The organism is Bacillus sp. MYb78, assembly GCF_002975115.1.
GTDB lineage: Bacteria > Bacillota > Bacilli > Bacillales > Bacillaceae_G > Bacillus_A > Bacillus_A cereus.
In genome coordinates this window covers 17,536-34,329 of the sequence record NZ_PCOB01000010.1, presented here as the reverse complement: position 1 = coordinate 34,329, position 16,794 = coordinate 17,536, and the positions used below count along the sequence as shown (strand labels likewise).

Below are 16,794 nucleotides of genomic sequence, written 5' to 3'. Positions count from 1 at the left end.
CTAATTCCAATTCTTTTTATACCTTTCGCTCTCTCATTGTCCCCAATATTAATAGTGGCAATTCAAAGCATTTCTACTGCAACTTACTTATTTATAGAACTTAACGAAATATTTTATATTTAATTACTTTTAGTAATTAAATAATCCTATGTCTAGTATATTAACCACATAAATTATTATCGTCAATAAAAATGTCTTGAATTAAATACTATTTATTTTGTAATACTTTTCTAAGTGTATTCCTAGTTACCATTCATTTTCAAAGATAATGATTGATATAATAAATATCAGTTTCATCAAAATCTTCAATTAATTTTCGGTTAAACTCGCGAGCAGACGTTACATTATAATCAAAAGGCTTCTCTATAATAAGACGGTTTAATCCTTTTGTAGTCCACAATCCACTCTCTTTAATATTTAAAGCAATCACATCAAATACTTCTGGTACAACAGATAGATAAAACATACGGTTTTCAGAAATATTTAATTCTGTTTCACGCTTTTTTACAAGGCTCAGTAAATCTTGATAGCCCACTATATTCGCTGTATCTAATTGACAATAACGAAATGTGCTAATAAATTCTTCTACTCCTGATTCGTCATCAGAAGATATTCTAGAAAATGTAGCAAGGGATTGTTCTACCTTTGTTTGAAATTCCACATCTGACATTGCCCTTCTGCCAATACCGATAATCGAAATAGATTGTGGTATATTTTGATTACTAAATAGTTTATATAAAGCAGGGTAAATTTTGCGTTTCGCTAAATCCCCTGTCGCTCCGAATAAAAGAAATGTCATTGAATCCATTTGTTCTCTCCCTTTTAAAACAATTGCTAGAATAGAATATATAAGCTCATTCGCTACTTAGCAAAATATTGTCTCTAAAACCTCATACTTTACTAATGTTTCTTCAATACAATTTTGCCAAGAGCACGTTCTGACTCACTTATGTGGTGTGCTTTTTTTACGCCTTCTACATGTAAACGCAACACATGTGTTACAACAGGTTTAATCTTCCCGCCCTCAATTAATTCTGTAATAAGAGAAAGTTCATATCCATTAGGTTCAGTAAATATATGGTCACTCTGAATATTTTTCTCTCTTGCTATTTCAGTTTGCGGAATTTCCATACCTTTCGGACCATAGATAGACGCTAACTTTCCATTTGGTGCAAGTACTTTATAACTATCCTTTAGTACATCCTCGCCTAACACATCAAATACAATATTGTAATTATGCAAAAGCAAAGAAAAATCTTCTGTTTTGTAATCAATGACAGTATCAGCGCCTAAATCCTTTACAAACTGTATGTTTTTCGTACTAGTCGTAGTTGCAACATGTGCACCGAAGCTTTTTGCTAGCTGAATAGCAAACGTACCAATCCCGCCAGATCCAGCATGAATTAAAACCTTATTACCCTTTTGAACATTAGCGAATTTCACTAAACTTTGCCAACTTGTCAAACCTACTAGAGGGATTGATGCTGCTTCCTCAAAAGATAGATTTCTCGGTTTTTTCGCTACATACTTCTCATCTACAGCCACGTACTCTGCATACGTACCATTTCGTTCAATATCTGGACGACTATATACTTCATCCCCCACTTTAAATGCTGTTACGTTTTTTCCTATAGCAGCAACTACACCTGCAACATCCCATCCTAAAACGAGCGGGAAGTCATAAGAAATTACGTCTTGAAGTAAACCCTCACGTATTTTCCAATCCACAGGATTTACACCAGCTGCATATACTTCAATCAGTATATCGTTGTCTCCCAATAGCGGTTTCTGCATTTCAATCTCTTGTAGTACACTTTTATCTCCATATTGCATAAGTCCTATTGCTTTCATTCTTTACACTCCTTTACAATGCTGGGAAATGAGGTAGTACTTCTTCTCCTAGCTCATCCAATACTTCGTCAGCTGGACGTTGACCATCAAATAGAGCAAGGAATAAATGATTCACACCAATACTTTTATATATATCAAGTAATTCAATTAGTGCCTTACGCCCTGTACGGTAACCTAAACGGATCGGTGTAGGACGTTCATTTGGATCTTCAGATAAATCTAAATGCATCGGTTGTATAAATGGTTTGAATACATCTGGATGATAATCCTCTACTAGTTCTCTCCATTGTCCAATTGCTCCCGCTTGATGTACTGGACTACGTGGATAATACATCCATCCATCTCCATGTTCAGCGAACCAGTCCATATTTTGCTGACTAAAACCTGTAATAAAGGTTGGAATATGCTTAGACGGTTTTGGAACTAAATTCGCACCATGAACTTCTCCTAGTGTCGACTGGATAGACGGGAAGTTTTTATACAAAATTTCTTCCAAGTAAGCAAACGCTTCTCTAAACTTTTCACCTCGTGTTTCATGACTAACACCTAACGCCTTGAAATCAGCACGTCTGTCACCGGATGAAACGCCAAGCATAATTCTTTCTGGAAATAGTTGATCCAATGTAGCAATTTCTTTCGCCACACGCAATGGATGACGAAGTGACAATACAGTTGCCGACGTTCCAAATGCGATTTTCTCTGTTTTGCTTGCTAAATATGTCAAATAAATCATCATATCGTAAATTTGACCTGTTGCAGGATCACCAAAGTCAGGGTCTTGCAGCAATACATCGCGAAGCCATACACCTGTAAAACCGTATTGTTCCGCTTTTTGTACTAACTCTACTTGTTTTTCCATCGTTGGAGCATGAAACTGATAATTTTCAATCGGAATGTGAACTCCTAATGTAAGTTGATCTTTCGCAAACATACGATTATATCCAAAATGATTCGCAAACTTTTCCATGTGTTTCACTCACTTTCCTTCATTCATATAAATCTATACTTTTCTTTACTCTTAATATTTCTTTTGAAATTTCATAGACAATGCTGTAACACCACATTGTTGCCGATTGTAATTGTAATAACTTTCTTTGTGCTACGAGTGTTATTATAAATCGGCCATAACATGAATAACAGTACGTACTTTAAAGTGATGTAGGCACTTTTAAGTACCTATACTAAGTGAGTAATAATAAATCATGCTGCAAAAATAACATCTACCCTTTCTTCAAAAAGCTTTACAGTAGTTTTTAGAAGTACGTTACATTATTTCATTTCATGCACTTTCCTCTTCTTTATATAAAATTCTCACTAACCAAATTCAAAATATTATACTTATTTTTCGCACTTTGCTATGCTATAACCACAAACAGGAGGTATAAACTATGAAAGCACAAATTATCCATTCTTTTGGGGATTCATCTGTATTTCAATTAGAAGAAGTTTCAAAACCAAAACTTTTACCAGGTCATGTTCTAATCGATGTAAAAGCAACAAGTGTAAATCCAATCGATACCAAAATGCGTAGTGGCGCTGTTTCAGCAGTCGCTCCTGAGTTTCCAGCTATATTACACGGCGATGTAGCTGGTATTGTTATTGAAGTAGGAGAAGGTGTTTCGAAATTCAAATCAGGGGATGAAGTATACGGATGTGCCGGAGGTTTTAAAGAAACTGGAGGTGCACTTGCAGAATTTATGCTTGCTGATGCGCGATTAATTGCTCACAAACCTAAAAATTTAACAATGGAAGAAGCAGCTGCTCTACCATTAGTTGCAATTACAGCTTGGGAATCTTTATTTGATCGTGCAAATATTAAACCTGGTCAAAATGTTCTCATTCATGGAGCTACTGGTGGCGTAGGACACGTAGCCATTCAACTAGCTAAATGGGCAGGCGCTAAAGTTTTTACAACCGCTTCTCAGCAAAGCAAAATAGACATAGCCCATCGTCTAGGAGCCGACATAGCTATTAATTATAAAGAAGAATCTGTTCAAGAATATGTACAAAAACATACGAACGGAAACGGATTTGAAGTTATATTTGATACAGTAGGCGGCAAGAATCTTGATCATTCTTTTGAAGCTGCTGCGGTCAATGGAACCGTCGTAACAATCGCTGCTCGTTCAACCCATGACCTCTCTCCTTTACACGCAAAAGGACTCTCTCTGCACGTTACTTTTATGGCGTTAAAAATATTACATACAGATAAACGTGACGCTTGCGGGGAAATTTTAACTAAACTAACGCAAATAGTAGAAGAAGGACACCTTCGACCATTGCTAGATTCTAAACCTTTTACGTTTGATGAAGTTGCACAAGCACATGAATATTTGGAGTCAAATAAAGCAATTGGGAAAATAGTGTTGAAAAACGTTTGGTAACTTTCACTAAATAATACAAATAACAGCGGGATTGCTTCGCCTTATCTTTGTCTTAAGAGGCGTGCCACAACCTTAAAAGCTTTCCATCCTTTACAACAAGTAAAAAATAACAGCCGAATTTTTCTTATAGTAGAAAATTCGGCTGTTTGCATGTCGCAATTTACTTTTTGTATATTTCCATTAATAGATAAAATACAACTCATTTGCCTTACCATCTTTACCTTCAACAGAATATTATGTTGTTTTTAATTTTTTAAAACACACTACGTACTAATCCCCCGTCTATTCGCAACGCGGAACCATTAATTGCTGAAGAAAGTGGGCTGCTTAAGAAAGTGACAAGATTGGCAATTTCTTCTGGTCGAATAAGTCTTTGAATAATAGAGGTTGGTCGATTCTCTTTCATAAATCGCTTCTCAGCTTCTTCTATTGTCAATTGCTCATTAGGATAAAGACTATTTAACATAGTCTCCACTCCTTCCGTTAAAGTCGAACCAGGCATTATAGTATTAACAGTCACATTCGTTCCTGTCGTCAGCTCAGCTAAACTGCGAGAAAGTGAGAGTTGCATCGTTTTAGTCGCACTATAGTGAGCCATTTCTTGAGATGGCATAATAGCTGCTTCGCTAGCAATAAAGATGACTCTTCCTTCTTTTCTTTCAATCATTTGTTTTAAATACGAGCGAGTAAGTCGAACACCACTCATAATATTGACTTCAAACAATTTAAACCAATCTTCATCAGGAATATCAAAATATTCTACAGGTTCAAAAATTCCTAAGTTATTAATAAGAATGTCTACTTCAGGGTACTTTTCAATCACATTTTGGCACCCTTTTTCTGTTCCTAAATCAGCTACTACGGGTTGAAGGATAGCATCCGGATACTGCGCTTGAATTTCATTTATCGTTTGATTAACATTTTCTTCACGGCGTCCATTAATAAGTACAGTAGCTCCTTCCGCTACTAATGAAGTGGCAATTGCTTTTCCAATCCCTGCCGTAGATCCAGTAACCAGTGCTGTTTTTCCTTTTAATTGCATATGCATATAGATTCCTCCAAATTCATGTGCTAAATGATTGACTTACGTTGGAATAAATAATTACGTTTATATTGTGGTTCACTTCTCTTATCTTTAACAGAAAATAAGCAGATCCACCCTTTTTTCGAAAGAGTATAAAGTGAAACTTTAATCAGTGGGGGTCTTACCGCCCGGCAAATAGCGGGATAAACGAAAATTATGTAGCTATTGGACTCTGTACTGAATTAAAAATCGAAATTATCATCATTTAGATCTACTCGATAATTCTGATTCTAATCATTGTAATGTTAAAAAATCACATCAACAACAGAGTAACGCTAAAACCAACTAATAAATACCATTATGATATATATTAACGATAAAGAAAATTACGCACTTTAAAGTTCCATAGGAACAAAAAAGTAACCCATAAACCATAATTTCTAACCCTTTACATTTACTAACGTAGTATCCTTTTCTATCATAGAAAAGGTTGTAAAATCACACATTCTTACATACAGTTATAAGATTATTTTTATTCTAATTAACTAAAAACCATATAACACATTTGTAAAATAAAATTCTAAAAAAACCTTGCAGAAAAATTCTACAAGGTTTTTGCCTATACACACAAATTAATCACTATATTAAAATAAAAGGGTTTATAATTCATCAAAATAATATTAAATATAAGCTGCTTTAAAGGCTTGTTGGACAGCTTGTACTTCTAATGAGTCTTTACCATATAAGTTCGTTGCTACACGAATACAAGCTTCTTTTAATTCTTTAAAGTTAGAAGTCATATTTAATTCATCCGTATTTGCATAATAGAAAATATCAAACATTTTATCTTCTCCAATGCCATGTACGTTTACTCCATTATGGTTTCCACCACTAGCAATCAAGTAAGCTACTTTATTAATAATGCTAGAGTTCGTGTGTACACCACCATGATCGTGGTCAGCATCAATAGGTAAGTTATTATAATGTCTATAGTCCTCCGGATATCTAGAAGAGATAGATGATGGGTTTTTCATATCTCTAAAAATACGACCTGATTGTTCTCCCATTGTCCAATTGAACTTTCCGTTATTGGCATACTTTTCAACTGCTACTCCTAAAATATCAGATAGAGCCTCATTAATTGCACCAGCTTCTCCTGCATACTCAAGTCCAGACTCATTTCTTGTAACCGCGTGTGTAAATTCATGTCCTGCCACATCAAATGCTCTAACAATTGGATCTCCGTATACTAGCATAGCTCCATTACTAAATGCATTGAACCACTGCTTAGGATTTCCTTTATTCGTACCATTTGTGTTCCAACCATGAACGACAGAAATTACTTTTTGCCCATTATTATCAAAGCTGTTACGGCCATATTTTTCTTGATAAAAATCATATACTTTTGTTGCTAAATAATGGGCACTAACTGCTTTAGGATCTGTAAAATTTGTAGAATTACTTGTTACTAAATCATCGAGATACCCCCATACATTTCTTCTATAATTATTATAATCTTTATAATTAGCAGTATATGTTTCAATTCCCTTACCACGAGAATAATCTGCAAGCATGTACGTTCCATCACTTCGCTGTGTAATTCCAAACGTACGATTAATGCCTAAGTCATCTTTTCCTGTACCTGTTAATTTTGAAGGATCTTGTGATTTATTTGCTGTCGCAGATTGGACAATACTACTATCTACTTGTATACCCAATTTTTGAACGAGTTCTTTTAATAGATTACCACCAAAAGCATCAATTAATACTGTACCAGATACATATTCAGGTGTAGATGCACTAAAAGTAATTTGATATGCGTTTGTAGCTTTATTTGTATTTTCATCTACATATACCACTTGTTTAATTTCTGGTTCTTCAATAAATGTGAGATCATTTCCATAGATGTTGAAAAGCTGTTTCTTTGCATCCTCTTCTGATAAAGTAATAGGTTGTTTCAAATCTTCCTGTTGTTGTAGATCTTGGGCACTATCCCCCGAAACGCTCGTAAGTACACCATCATCATTAATATGTGCTGTTAGTTGATATCCGTATACATCACGTCCTTCATACGTTTGTTGAAGACGTACCAATGTAGTACCATCATAAGATTTACGACTTTGCGTAACATTATAATTAACTTTGGATTCCGTATTAACTTGCTTTGCTGATAATGCTTGTTCTGTTTTTCCTTTTAGTGCATCCTTTGCTACATTTTCTGCCGAATTTTGAGAAGGTGCTGTTAAATTACCTGTTCGGAACGTATCTTCCTTTGTTTCCACTTTTAAATCTTCTGTTTCCGCATGCACTCCTCCATAGGGCATAATCGCCGATAACACGACTCCTGTAGTTAAACCTACCTTTACGAAATTATTCATATTCTTACTCCTTTATAATCTTATTATTAAGTTAAACGAATGTTTTTTCGAAATTGGAAACATAGATATTTCAAGCTATCTATGTTTATCTACTATGAATTGTGATTCCTCATAATATAGATAGATTGCGTCGTTACTTTTAGATTCATTTCATTTCTCAAAAATTACTCATTATATAAGCTATCTTTATATTTATTTATATACGTTATTTTTTGTGGTTCTGATAACATATTTATCGCCATCCACACATTCTTTTTCATTTCTAATTTTTGCATTGGTATCTCTTTTAAAACTGGATTACCTATAATTTCTTCCATTTCTTCATCAATTCTTTGCATAAGATTTTCTTCTGGATTATTTTTCAAATAAGTATTTTTCAATCCCCATTTTGTCATTATAAATTCATTCGTTTTATTCATAGGATTAATAATAGTAGCTCTACTAGTTAATCGTTTTTTTATTTCATCATGATAGATTTTAATTCTATATCCTTCTTTTAGTGAAATGCTATCGTTTACTATCGTTACATTTGTTCCTTCCATTTCCTTCGTATAAATTTTTTCTCCCTTATCATTAAACACCTCTATTGATGCGTATTTTTCATCTGTATAATAGCTATGAGGAGTTTTAGTAGTAACCGTAAAAACAGCTTGCTTTTGCTCTAAGTCTGTATTTAATTCGGCAAACTGGTCATCTCCTAATCCTAGGAATTGAATTGTTTGATTTACCAACTTACTCACTTTCATTTCGTTAACATCAATCGTTAGACTATTATCTTTTTCTTTTACATAGGCATAATACGAACTAAAATGGTACATACTATCCGTTTTCCCACCTGAAATTTCAACTGTATAAACTCCATTTGGTACGTCTTGTAAATTGATATCTGTTGTTTCAATTGTTTTCTCTTGAACAACTGTATTCCCTTCTTTTAATTTAATTTTTCCTCCTTTCAATGTATCTATTTCATTTGTATTTAAATGGATATGCAAATTCCCTTTTAGCCCAAGTGAAGCAATTTGCTGATTTGTAACTATTTCAAAGTTGGAGTTTATCGTAATATCAGAATCAACTAGAGCTCTCGCTTTAGCTAATTGTGATTCAGGCACTATATAGGCTAAAGACGTAACAGCCGGATAACCTTTCGCCCTATTTATCTCTACTTGTTTATTATTAAGCTTAAAGCCCCATCTTTCAAACACGGGTGTAAAATCAACTTGTCCATTCTCACTATAATACTGATTCATTAAATCCGGTAAAGAATGATCATCCTTTTTGAAAGCAGCATTGCTAGCTAGTTTTCGATAACCTTGATACATTTTTGCAAAAGCTTCATCACCAGCTTTTTGTTTCGCCATCGTTAAAAGAATAAGTTTTTGTCGTAAATCTAAATCATCATAATTTTTATTTTCTTTCATTAAAGCATTATATAAATTCCGTTCTACTTGTTCCTTTTTCCCGAAATTAAACAACCAACCAACTTGATCTGCTTTTTTTCCATATTTACTATATTGATATTGAACACCGAATAGATTATTAGAAACTTCTCCTGTAAATATTCCTTGATTATCAAAACCAGCTTGGTATCCGTGAGCGATTTCATGTAAAGTTCCCCAACTCAGTTTATCTAACCACATTTTTGTACTATCTGAACTATTCGCTGTCCAATTTGTGCCATAATAGGCACCGCCAGCACCAGATATATCTGCTTTTAAAAAATAACGATTTTGACTTTTTTTATTTTCAACCGCTGAACCATCTAAACCAATAATTGAATCATACATCGCAAAAATATCTTCATAATACGCAATTAACTCATCCAATGATTGAAAATCTTTTAAAGACCTTACTATTTCTTTATCTTTTTTAGGTATAAATAATTGAAAACTCTCCCCTTGAAGTAACGCATACTCTCCATCAAATTGATCCCATGTACTAAAAAATTGAGATACACTTCCTTGTTGTTTATAAATGGGAAGAGGTTTAGTAGCACTTTCATTCCCTACTTGGTACTCAAGTACAGCATGCTCTTCACCATACGGAGTATCTATGAAAGGAACTAAAGGCGTATCACCTTGAATGGTAATCCATTCATTTCCTACTTGTATGGATTTTTCATTTTTAGAGTCATTAGACAATAAACGTAATGTTAATTTGTCTTTAAAATTAGGATTCGTTTGTCTTACCTTTAATGGTGTATTTCTCTGCAAAATAAATCCTAAATCTTGTCGATCGTGATATTTACCCTTACTTATGCCCGCCTGAAATATCCAAGTAGGCTCTTCTAAACTTGTAATTTCTTTTACATTTGTTCGTTCATCAGCATGTAAATGTATATTTCCTATGTGGAAAAACATTGTATACATGATGCCTATAACAAGTAATCTTTTCATTTGCATATCTCCTTTTCTATTTTTTATATACAAAATACAATAAAACCCTCCTTCTTCACTTATAACTGTCGTCAGTAAGTTACTTATCAGTGTAATTATTATAGTTACATTAACTCGTGATTATCAATCATTAAATGTATGTAATTTTGCATATACGAATACTTAATGACAATTCCCAAAGTATCCTATAATTATCAATATTTTTTCAGACATTATTCAAAAAAAAACACGAAGACTCTTAAGTCTTCATGTTTTTTTATACATGTTATTAAACTTGTGATTGAATTAATTACTTAAATCTTTTTAATCGCGAAAAATCAATTATTTTTAGGCTGATAGCCATACGTAAACTTTTATGATTTACTCATCCTTTTTGTTCTGTAATATTAAATTTTGAAACCAGTTCCGTTAATTCTTCCACCTTTTCTTTCATTTTGTTGGATTGGATTGATATTTGTTCAATTGATACGGCCTGTGATTGAATTGAATTTACTGTTTGAAGCGTCTCCTTTTTCACATCCGTTGCAGTTTCAGAAACTAGCGAAAGAGAAGCATTTACTTCTTCTGTACCAGCAGACATCTCTTCTGTCGCTGCGGATACTTCTTGAATTTGACTTGTAATCTTATCAATATCTCTCATAATAGACAAGAAGGTTTGATTCGCTTTGTAAGCAGCTTCTTTTCCTTCTACTGCCTTTTGTTGTCCTTTTTGCATGACATTAACTGTATCTTGGGTATCTTTTTGAATGGATTTTATTAAATGATTAACTTCTTTTGCAGATTCTTTAGATTGCTCAGCCAAGTCTCGAACTTCTGCGGCAACCACTGCAAATCCTTTCCCATTCTCTCCAGCACGTGCCGCTTCAATAGCGGCATTTAAGGCAAGAAGATTCGTTTGTTCGGCAATATTAGTAATTGCAGCGAGAGCTGTATCAATCTGTTGTGTACGTGTAACAAGTTTATTTATTACTTTTGATGTTTCCTCGACAACATCATGCACACTATTCATTTGAAGAATAGAGTGATTTATCACTTCACTACCGATATTTATTCGTTCTGTAGTCGTTACTGCTACCTCAGCGACTACTGCTGAAGATTCAGCTACAGTTTGCACCCCTGTTGTAATTTCTTCCATTGAGGATGAGCTCTCCTGAATACTAGTTACCTGTCCTTCTATTTTTGTTTTTACTTCTAAAACAGTCTGTACAACCTCATTTGAAATACTAGACGCTCGATTTGTATCTTGTAATACGCCCTCCGTAGTAGAAATAACCTCTTGTGTTGTCATCTTAACATTCGCAATTAATTGTTGAAGGTTATCTAACATACTATTAAAAGACTGAACAATATGCCCTAATTCATTATTTGCTTTATAAGGAGTACGTGTTGTTAAATCTCCAGCTGCTACTTTTTCCATATCATTTTGTAGTAACACAAGTGGTTTTCGGATAGTTAATTTAATAATATATCCAATTAATATAATTATCAAAATTGCTAAAAGCGAAATACTAATAAACATTATCATTGTATTTTGAGCACTATTATTATTTTCCTTCTGTAAAAGCTCTGCATTATTACTATTATATAAAATCAATTCACGAATTGATTTTATTGATTTTTGCATATTAGGTTCAATCTCTTTTAGGTAATATGCATATGCTTCCTCATTATTAGATTTCCCTAATTCTTGCGCTTTCTTCATTTGAGTTCTTAATTCATTAAATGTTTCATAAAACGTGTTATATAATTCTTTTTCTTTAGTAGAAATAACTTTAGCCTCAAACTGCTTTAAAAGATGATCATTTTCCTGACGAATTCCGTCCATTTCTCTTATTAATTCATTCATTCTTTTTTCATCTTTTGATACCATAATTTCCATAAAGTTCATATTAACATGATAAAAATTAGATTCTACAATACCAATCCACTCAATTGGTAGTAAATTATCCTCATACATATTAGAGGAAGTACTTTTCCCTCTTTCTAATCCCCAAAACCCTATTAGGGATAATACTATACATGCAATACTTGATATAGTTATTAATATGTTTAGTTTTGTACCAACCTTACTGTTTCTTAATAATTCCAATTCACTTTCTCCATTCTAATATATAGTTTAAGTAATGTATTTTATACTAAGAATCCAAAAATTACGATGTTTATTTTGTGATATGCAATTTTGCATATCATCCACTACTGATTCAAAATAACCTAACATTGTAATTTTGGTTTTCCAAAAATTCATGATTATGAACACACCCTATTAATTCTTAAACTTCTCATCCAAAATATCCAAAAATATTGTGGCACCAGGGGAACCCATCATTGATATATAAATTACACTGCTATACAAGACTAGCTTAAAAATATTTTTCTTATTGCTCATTTTTCTATTTCCTCTCTATTAGAAGTACTCCTAGCACATCGCACTAATAAAAACGATAGTATTAAAAAATAAGGAAAGACATAACACCTATGTCTTTCCTCTAAAATTGTAACACTCAATATACTCTTAGCTCTATTTGATTTGCCAGTTAAATCCTCACATTTCTTTCTTTATAATATCTCCTAACTCCGTCCAACTTGTAATCCGCGGGATATTGAGATGTTGATTGTAAGAAGTAGTTTTTGCATACACATTTATCGGTTTTCCTATTAACGTTTCTAAGACTGCCGGCTTATCATCAAAGAAATAGTTTAATTTTATTTCTTGTATGAAGTGTATTTTTTCTTCATCCCTCATTCCATAGAAAAAGCGATCTTCATATACCGGAAAACCTTTTTCTATTAACCATTTTTTTGTTTGCTCTCCATGTTCTTTAGGCCGTGCTGTTATATAGTATATTTCATGTCCCTGTTTTTCTAATTCTTGTAATGTCTCTACTGCATATGGAAACGGTGAACAAGAAGTATAATAAATCTCATCCAGCAAACTATTCCACATATGACTGCCTTCCTCCGAAGTCATGCCAAATGCTTCATGAATTTCAATTGTTTTTAAAGAATGAAATACATCCAATCCTACTTTTTTGTTTAATTTCTTATTATATAAATGAAAAGCATGCTGCCTTAAATCAATTAATGTATCATCGATATCAAATCCAAACTTCACTCTTCATCGCTCCTTTCTGCAATCCATTTATCGGAAAATATAAGTAGCTTTTATTCTCCTTATATTTTCCGATATTCTGGATAGCCAATAAATCTATAATCTTTTCCAACCTGGGTAAATGATATATCCTTAAATTCAATTGCATCTTGCATTTTTGTAATACCAGTCCCCCCTACAAAGCTAGGCGCCAATCTGCCCCCAATAATTTTTGGTGCGACATATAATATAAGTTTATTCATCAATTTATTTTCAATAAACGAAGCATTTACCTCTCCACCACCTTCAATAAGCAGGGAGGAAACTCCTTTTTGCCCTAAAACATCAAGTATTTCATGTAAGTTTATATGCTTTTCTCCGCTAGTAACAAATACTTTAACTCCTGCATTTTCTAATGCTTTCTTTTTTTTCGCTGCATGATTACTTGTTGTAAATATCCAGGTAGGAGCTTCTCCATCTGTAACAACGTTAGCTTCCATCGGTATGCGTAATGTCGAGTCCAATATTATTCGAATTGGATTTCGTCCATTTGGAATACGCGTTGTCAATGATGGATTATCCTTTTGAACAGTATTCGCTCCTACTAAAATAGCCGCATTTTCGTTTCGTATTTGGTGTACTTCTTGTCTTGCTTCTGTAGATGTAATCCACTTACTATCCGATGAAGACGTAGCGATTTTCCCATCTAATGTAACTCCTGATTTAATCGTTACAAATGGACGCTTTGTCAAAATATATTTATTAAAGACTTCATTCATTTTTTTAGATTCTTCTTCACACACTCCTACAAGTACTTCAATACCTGCATCTTGTAGAATTTTAATTCCACGTCCAGAAACAAGCGGGTTTGGATCAAGTGTAGCAACTACTACCTTCTTAATTCCTGCTTGTACAATTGCTTCAGCACAAGGCCCTGTTCTACCATAATGAGAACAAGGTTCAAGAGTTACATAGATTGTAGCACCACGTGCCTGTTCTCCAGCCATACGTATCGCATGTATTTCGGCATGTGGTTCTCCGGCCTTCATATGTGCTCCGACCCCTACAATTCGATTATCATTTACAATTACAGATCCAACCAATGGATTTGGAGTCGTTTGTCCCTTCATAGCCTTGGCATTTTCTAGTGCTAGCTTCATATACAATTCATGCTCAAGCATGTAAGTGTCCCCCTTCAAAATGTCCAGAACGCTGAATCTTCGTTTGCAAATATTTCTCATTAAACTCTGAGATATCACCCCATAACGGTTCACGACTCGTAACATTTAATCCAGCTTTTTGTAACGCTTCTAATTTTTTCGGATTATTTGTAATAAGTTTTACAGGTTTTGAGCGTAGCGCTTTTAATACTTCAATTGTATCATCATAGTTTCGAACATCATCTTCAAAGCCTAGGTTCAGATTAGCTTCTACTGTATCTAACCCATTTTCTTGCAAGAGGTACGTCATTGCTTTACTAAACAAACCAATTCCTCTTCCTTCATGATTCGCTAAGTAAAATAAAGCACCTGAACCATGTTCTGTAATCATTTGTAAAGACTGCTTTAATTGGAATCCACAGTCACAACGTTTACTACCAAAGATATCACCGGTGTGACAAATACTATGCATACGAATTAGGGCATCTTCAGAATTCTCAAAATCACCATATACAAGCACACTAGATTGCTGCATATCAGCTAAATTAATAGATGAGAGTTTTTCGATAATTCCTTCTACACTATTTGTAACCTCACTACATTGTAACCAAGAATACCATTGGAAAATTTTAGTCTCCCCATATAAATTAATTGGCAATTTGATAGGTCCTACTAAATAAATATCCTTTCCATCTTGATGTATAAATTGAATTTTATCTTCTAACATATGAATTGTATCTGTTGTAACCATTAGGTACCTCCTAGTATTGAGAATCTCTAAAAATTCTCTTCCATTGTTATATTTTTTATTGTTTAACTTACACAACGTAAGTGTTTTTACAGATGCTATTCTTTTTCTCTCAGCTTATATGCAATATGTATCATTACAAATTTGGCCATTTAAAGAAAAGAGTTTTAGTTACATAAAACAACTTAGTTACTTTATGTAAGTGAGTATACATTCGTAATTAATTTACGTCAAGTAATTAATTATAAAAACATTCGTTACTAATAGTAAGATGTTATATAATTTATTTTAGGAGGTGAAGGAAAATGAATGATTCTACATTATGCCCTCGCTTTGAAAAAGGAATGAAATTTTTTAGCCAACGATGGACAGCACTAATTATTTACCAACTTTTTTCTGGATCTCAGCGCTTTTGTACGCTTGAATCTTCTCTTCCTGTTAGCGGAAGATTACTTTCAGAAAGATTGAAAGAATTAGAACTAGAAGGAATTGTCGAACGTAAAGTCTTTCCTGAGACACCAGTTCGTATAGAATATTCTTTAACTCAAAAAGGATTTGCTTTAGAAGCTATTATTCGCGGAATAGAAGAATGGTCACAGGAATGGATAGAACTTGAGGAATAGTATAAAAGCTTTTTCGTATATAGTTTTAAGTAATCAAATTACAGATACCTATGATTAAAACGCTATTTTTTCAAGCATTTATGAAAACTTAGCGTTTTTTAATAAATAAAATGTAAGAAATAAAACAAGGTGATCAAAACGATCACCTTGTTCCTTTAAAAATTAAAATAGTGTTTCTAACGCCTTTTATTCATACATACTCGCTTAATAAAAAGAACGAATAAACTTTTTGTAACTAAACAGTTTTATTTTCACAATACAGTTAGCTTCCCCCGCTATTTACGGACAGTAAGACCGCTACTAATTAAAGTTTCACTTTATTACATTTGAATATTACTTATGAAATTTCACACGCTCTTCAAGTGGTTGGAATTCTTTTTCTCCTGGTGCAGCCGTTGGATTACCAAATGGCATTTGCGCAATCAGTTTCCAATTAGCAGGAACATTCCATTCTGTTTTTACTTCATCATCAATTAATGGATTATAATGTTGTAAAGATGCCCCTAATCCCTCTGCTTCTAAACCTGTCCACACGACTAATTGGTGCATACCTGATGCTTGGTGTGACCAAATTGGGAAGTTTTCAGCATATGCAGCAAATTTTTCTTGAAGCGATTTAACGATAGCCTCATCTTCAAAGAATAGTACTGTTCCATAACCAGCTTTAAAAGAATCCATTTTTTGTTGCGTTCCTGAGAAATCTCCATCTCCAACTACTTTTCTTAATGTTTCAGTTGTAATATCCCATAATTTATCATGAGCTTCACCAAATAATACAACTAATCGCGCAGTTTGAGAATTGAAAGCTGATGGAGTATATTTCACAGCAAACTCCACAATTTCTTTAATTTTTTCATCCGATACTTGTACCTCTTTGTTAATTCCATAGTAAGTACGTCTTTCTTTCAGTGCAGTATAGAAATCTTTTGTCATAATTCATTTCCTCCTAAGTTTTAATATTCTTCAAAATGATACATTGCGAAGAGAATATGAGTTGAAATGAGTTCATTTTTGAACCATCGAACACCATAACACCAATTGCTAGTCATTCTGAATCTAAACCACTGCTTCTTGCTTCAGTTTACCTAAAAAAACTCTTATAGCATCATTGATACAATCTAGTGATCATTCGGTATTATTTTACC

The 16,794-nt window shown here is 33.4% G+C and carries 13 protein-coding genes; 2 read left to right on the top strand and 11 right to left on the bottom strand.

Features of this window, described 5'->3' with window-relative positions:
• Positions 1-259: 259 nt before the first annotated feature.
• From CQ064_RS18970 to CQ064_RS18960, 3 genes are all read right to left on the bottom strand, one after another.
• A complete protein-coding gene (locus CQ064_RS18970) occupies positions 260-808 on the bottom strand; it encodes a glucose-6-phosphate dehydrogenase (RefSeq protein WP_000377932.1) in 549 nt (182 codons plus the stop codon).
• Between the two features lie 92 nt (positions 809-900).
• Positions 901-1,851, bottom strand: coding sequence for an NADP-dependent oxidoreductase (locus CQ064_RS18965; protein ID WP_000643790.1), 951 nt, complete (start codon positions 1,849-1,851; stop codon positions 901-903).
• Between the two features lie 13 nt (positions 1,852-1,864).
• Positions 1,865-2,818: an LLM class oxidoreductase gene (locus CQ064_RS18960; RefSeq protein ID WP_000410326.1), complete on the bottom strand. Its 954-nt coding sequence runs from the start codon at positions 2,816-2,818 to the stop codon at positions 1,865-1,867.
• A 421-nt stretch (positions 2,819-3,239) separates the two neighbouring features.
• Between CQ064_RS18960 and CQ064_RS18955 the strand changes: the two genes are divergently transcribed.
• Positions 3,240-4,235 (top strand): zinc-dependent alcohol dehydrogenase family protein, encoded by a 996-nt coding sequence (locus CQ064_RS18955; RefSeq protein ID WP_000647249.1) that lies wholly within the window; start codon positions 3,240-3,242, stop codon positions 4,233-4,235.
• Between the two features lie 253 nt (positions 4,236-4,488).
• On the opposite strand, the gene CQ064_RS18945 is transcribed toward CQ064_RS18955, so the two are convergent.
• The 7 genes from CQ064_RS18945 to CQ064_RS18915 form a co-directional block, all read right to left on the bottom strand.
• Positions 4,489-5,283, bottom strand: coding sequence for an SDR family NAD(P)-dependent oxidoreductase (locus CQ064_RS18945; protein WP_000551091.1), 795 nt, complete (start codon positions 5,281-5,283; stop codon positions 4,489-4,491).
• A gap of 656 nt (positions 5,284-5,939) precedes the next feature.
• Positions 5,940-7,637, bottom strand: a complete 1,698-nt coding sequence (locus CQ064_RS18940) for a M4 family metallopeptidase (RefSeq protein WP_001058944.1) — start codon at positions 7,635-7,637, stop codon at positions 5,940-5,942.
• A gap of 164 nt (positions 7,638-7,801) precedes the next feature.
• On the bottom strand, positions 7,802-10,030 hold the full coding sequence (locus CQ064_RS18935; protein WP_014482088.1) for a putative mucin/carbohydrate-binding domain-containing protein: 2,229 nt from the start codon (positions 10,028-10,030) through the stop codon (positions 7,802-7,804).
• Positions 10,031-10,394: 364 nt separating this feature from the next.
• The gene (locus CQ064_RS18930) at positions 10,395-12,119 is read right to left on the bottom strand and encodes a methyl-accepting chemotaxis protein (protein ID WP_000422012.1); all 1,725 of its coding nucleotides are present in this window, start codon (positions 12,117-12,119) and stop codon (positions 10,395-10,397) included.
• Positions 12,120-12,572: 453 nt separating this feature from the next.
• The gene (locus CQ064_RS18925; protein ID WP_000668226.1) at positions 12,573-13,142 is read right to left on the bottom strand and encodes a 5' nucleotidase, NT5C type; all 570 of its coding nucleotides are present in this window, start codon (positions 13,140-13,142) and stop codon (positions 12,573-12,575) included.
• A 59-nt stretch (positions 13,143-13,201) separates the two neighbouring features.
• Positions 13,202-14,299 carry a bifunctional diaminohydroxyphosphoribosylaminopyrimidine deaminase/5-amino-6-(5-phosphoribosylamino)uracil reductase RibD gene (gene ribD, locus CQ064_RS18920; protein ID WP_000889426.1) on the bottom strand — a complete coding sequence of 366 codons (1,098 nt, stop codon included), beginning with the start codon at positions 14,297-14,299 and terminating at the stop codon, positions 13,202-13,204.
• Positions 14,292-15,029, bottom strand: coding sequence for a GTP cyclohydrolase II (locus CQ064_RS18915; RefSeq protein WP_000258857.1), 738 nt, complete (start codon positions 15,027-15,029; stop codon positions 14,292-14,294). Before CQ064_RS18915 ends, ribD begins: the two co-directional genes overlap by 8 nt.
• A 302-nt stretch (positions 15,030-15,331) precedes the next feature.
• Here CQ064_RS18915 and CQ064_RS18910 point away from each other — a divergent pair, with 302 nt between their 5' ends.
• Positions 15,332-15,649 carry a winged helix-turn-helix transcriptional regulator gene (locus CQ064_RS18910; protein ID WP_001000104.1) on the top strand — a complete coding sequence of 106 codons (318 nt, stop codon included), beginning with the start codon at positions 15,332-15,334 and terminating at the stop codon, positions 15,647-15,649.
• 333 nt (positions 15,650-15,982) lie between these two features.
• Here CQ064_RS18910 and CQ064_RS18905 read toward each other — a convergent pair whose 3' ends face one another.
• The gene (locus CQ064_RS18905) at positions 15,983-16,582 is read right to left on the bottom strand and encodes a nitroreductase family protein (protein WP_000158940.1); all 600 of its coding nucleotides are present in this window, start codon (positions 16,580-16,582) and stop codon (positions 15,983-15,985) included.
• Positions 16,583-16,794 lie beyond the last annotated feature (212 nt).

Bases quoted from the DNA above. Each gene is read 5' to 3' on its own strand.
- CQ064_RS18970 (WP_000377932.1), bottom strand. From the start codon at position 808: ATGGATTCAATGACATTTCTTTTATTCGGAGCGACAGGGGATTTAGCG.
- CQ064_RS18965 (WP_000643790.1), bottom strand. From the start codon at position 1,851: ATGAAAGCAATAGGACTTATGCAATATGGAGATAAAAGTGTACTACAA.
- CQ064_RS18960 (WP_000410326.1), bottom strand. From the start codon at position 2,818: ATGGAAAAGTTTGCGAATCATTTTGGATATAATCGTATGTTTGCGAAA.
- CQ064_RS18955 (WP_000647249.1), top strand. From the start codon at position 3,240: ATGAAAGCACAAATTATCCATTCTTTTGGGGATTCATCTGTATTTCAA.
- CQ064_RS18945 (WP_000551091.1), bottom strand. From the start codon at position 5,283: ATGCATATGCAATTAAAAGGAAAAACAGCACTGGTTACTGGATCTACG.
- CQ064_RS18940 (WP_001058944.1), bottom strand. From the start codon at position 7,637: ATGAATAATTTCGTAAAGGTAGGTTTAACTACAGGAGTCGTGTTATCG.
- CQ064_RS18935 (WP_014482088.1), bottom strand. From the start codon at position 10,030: ATGAAAAGATTACTTGTTATAGGCATCATGTATACAATGTTTTTCCAC.
- ribD (WP_000889426.1), bottom strand. From the start codon at position 14,299: ATGCTTGAGCATGAATTGTATATGAAGCTAGCACTAGAAAATGCCAAG.
- CQ064_RS18915 (WP_000258857.1), bottom strand. From the start codon at position 15,029: ATGGTTACAACAGATACAATTCATATGTTAGAAGATAAAATTCAATTT.
- CQ064_RS18910 (WP_001000104.1), top strand. From the start codon at position 15,332: ATGAATGATTCTACATTATGCCCTCGCTTTGAAAAAGGAATGAAATTT.
- CQ064_RS18905 (WP_000158940.1), bottom strand. From the start codon at position 16,582: ATGACAAAAGATTTCTATACTGCACTGAAAGAAAGACGTACTTACTAT.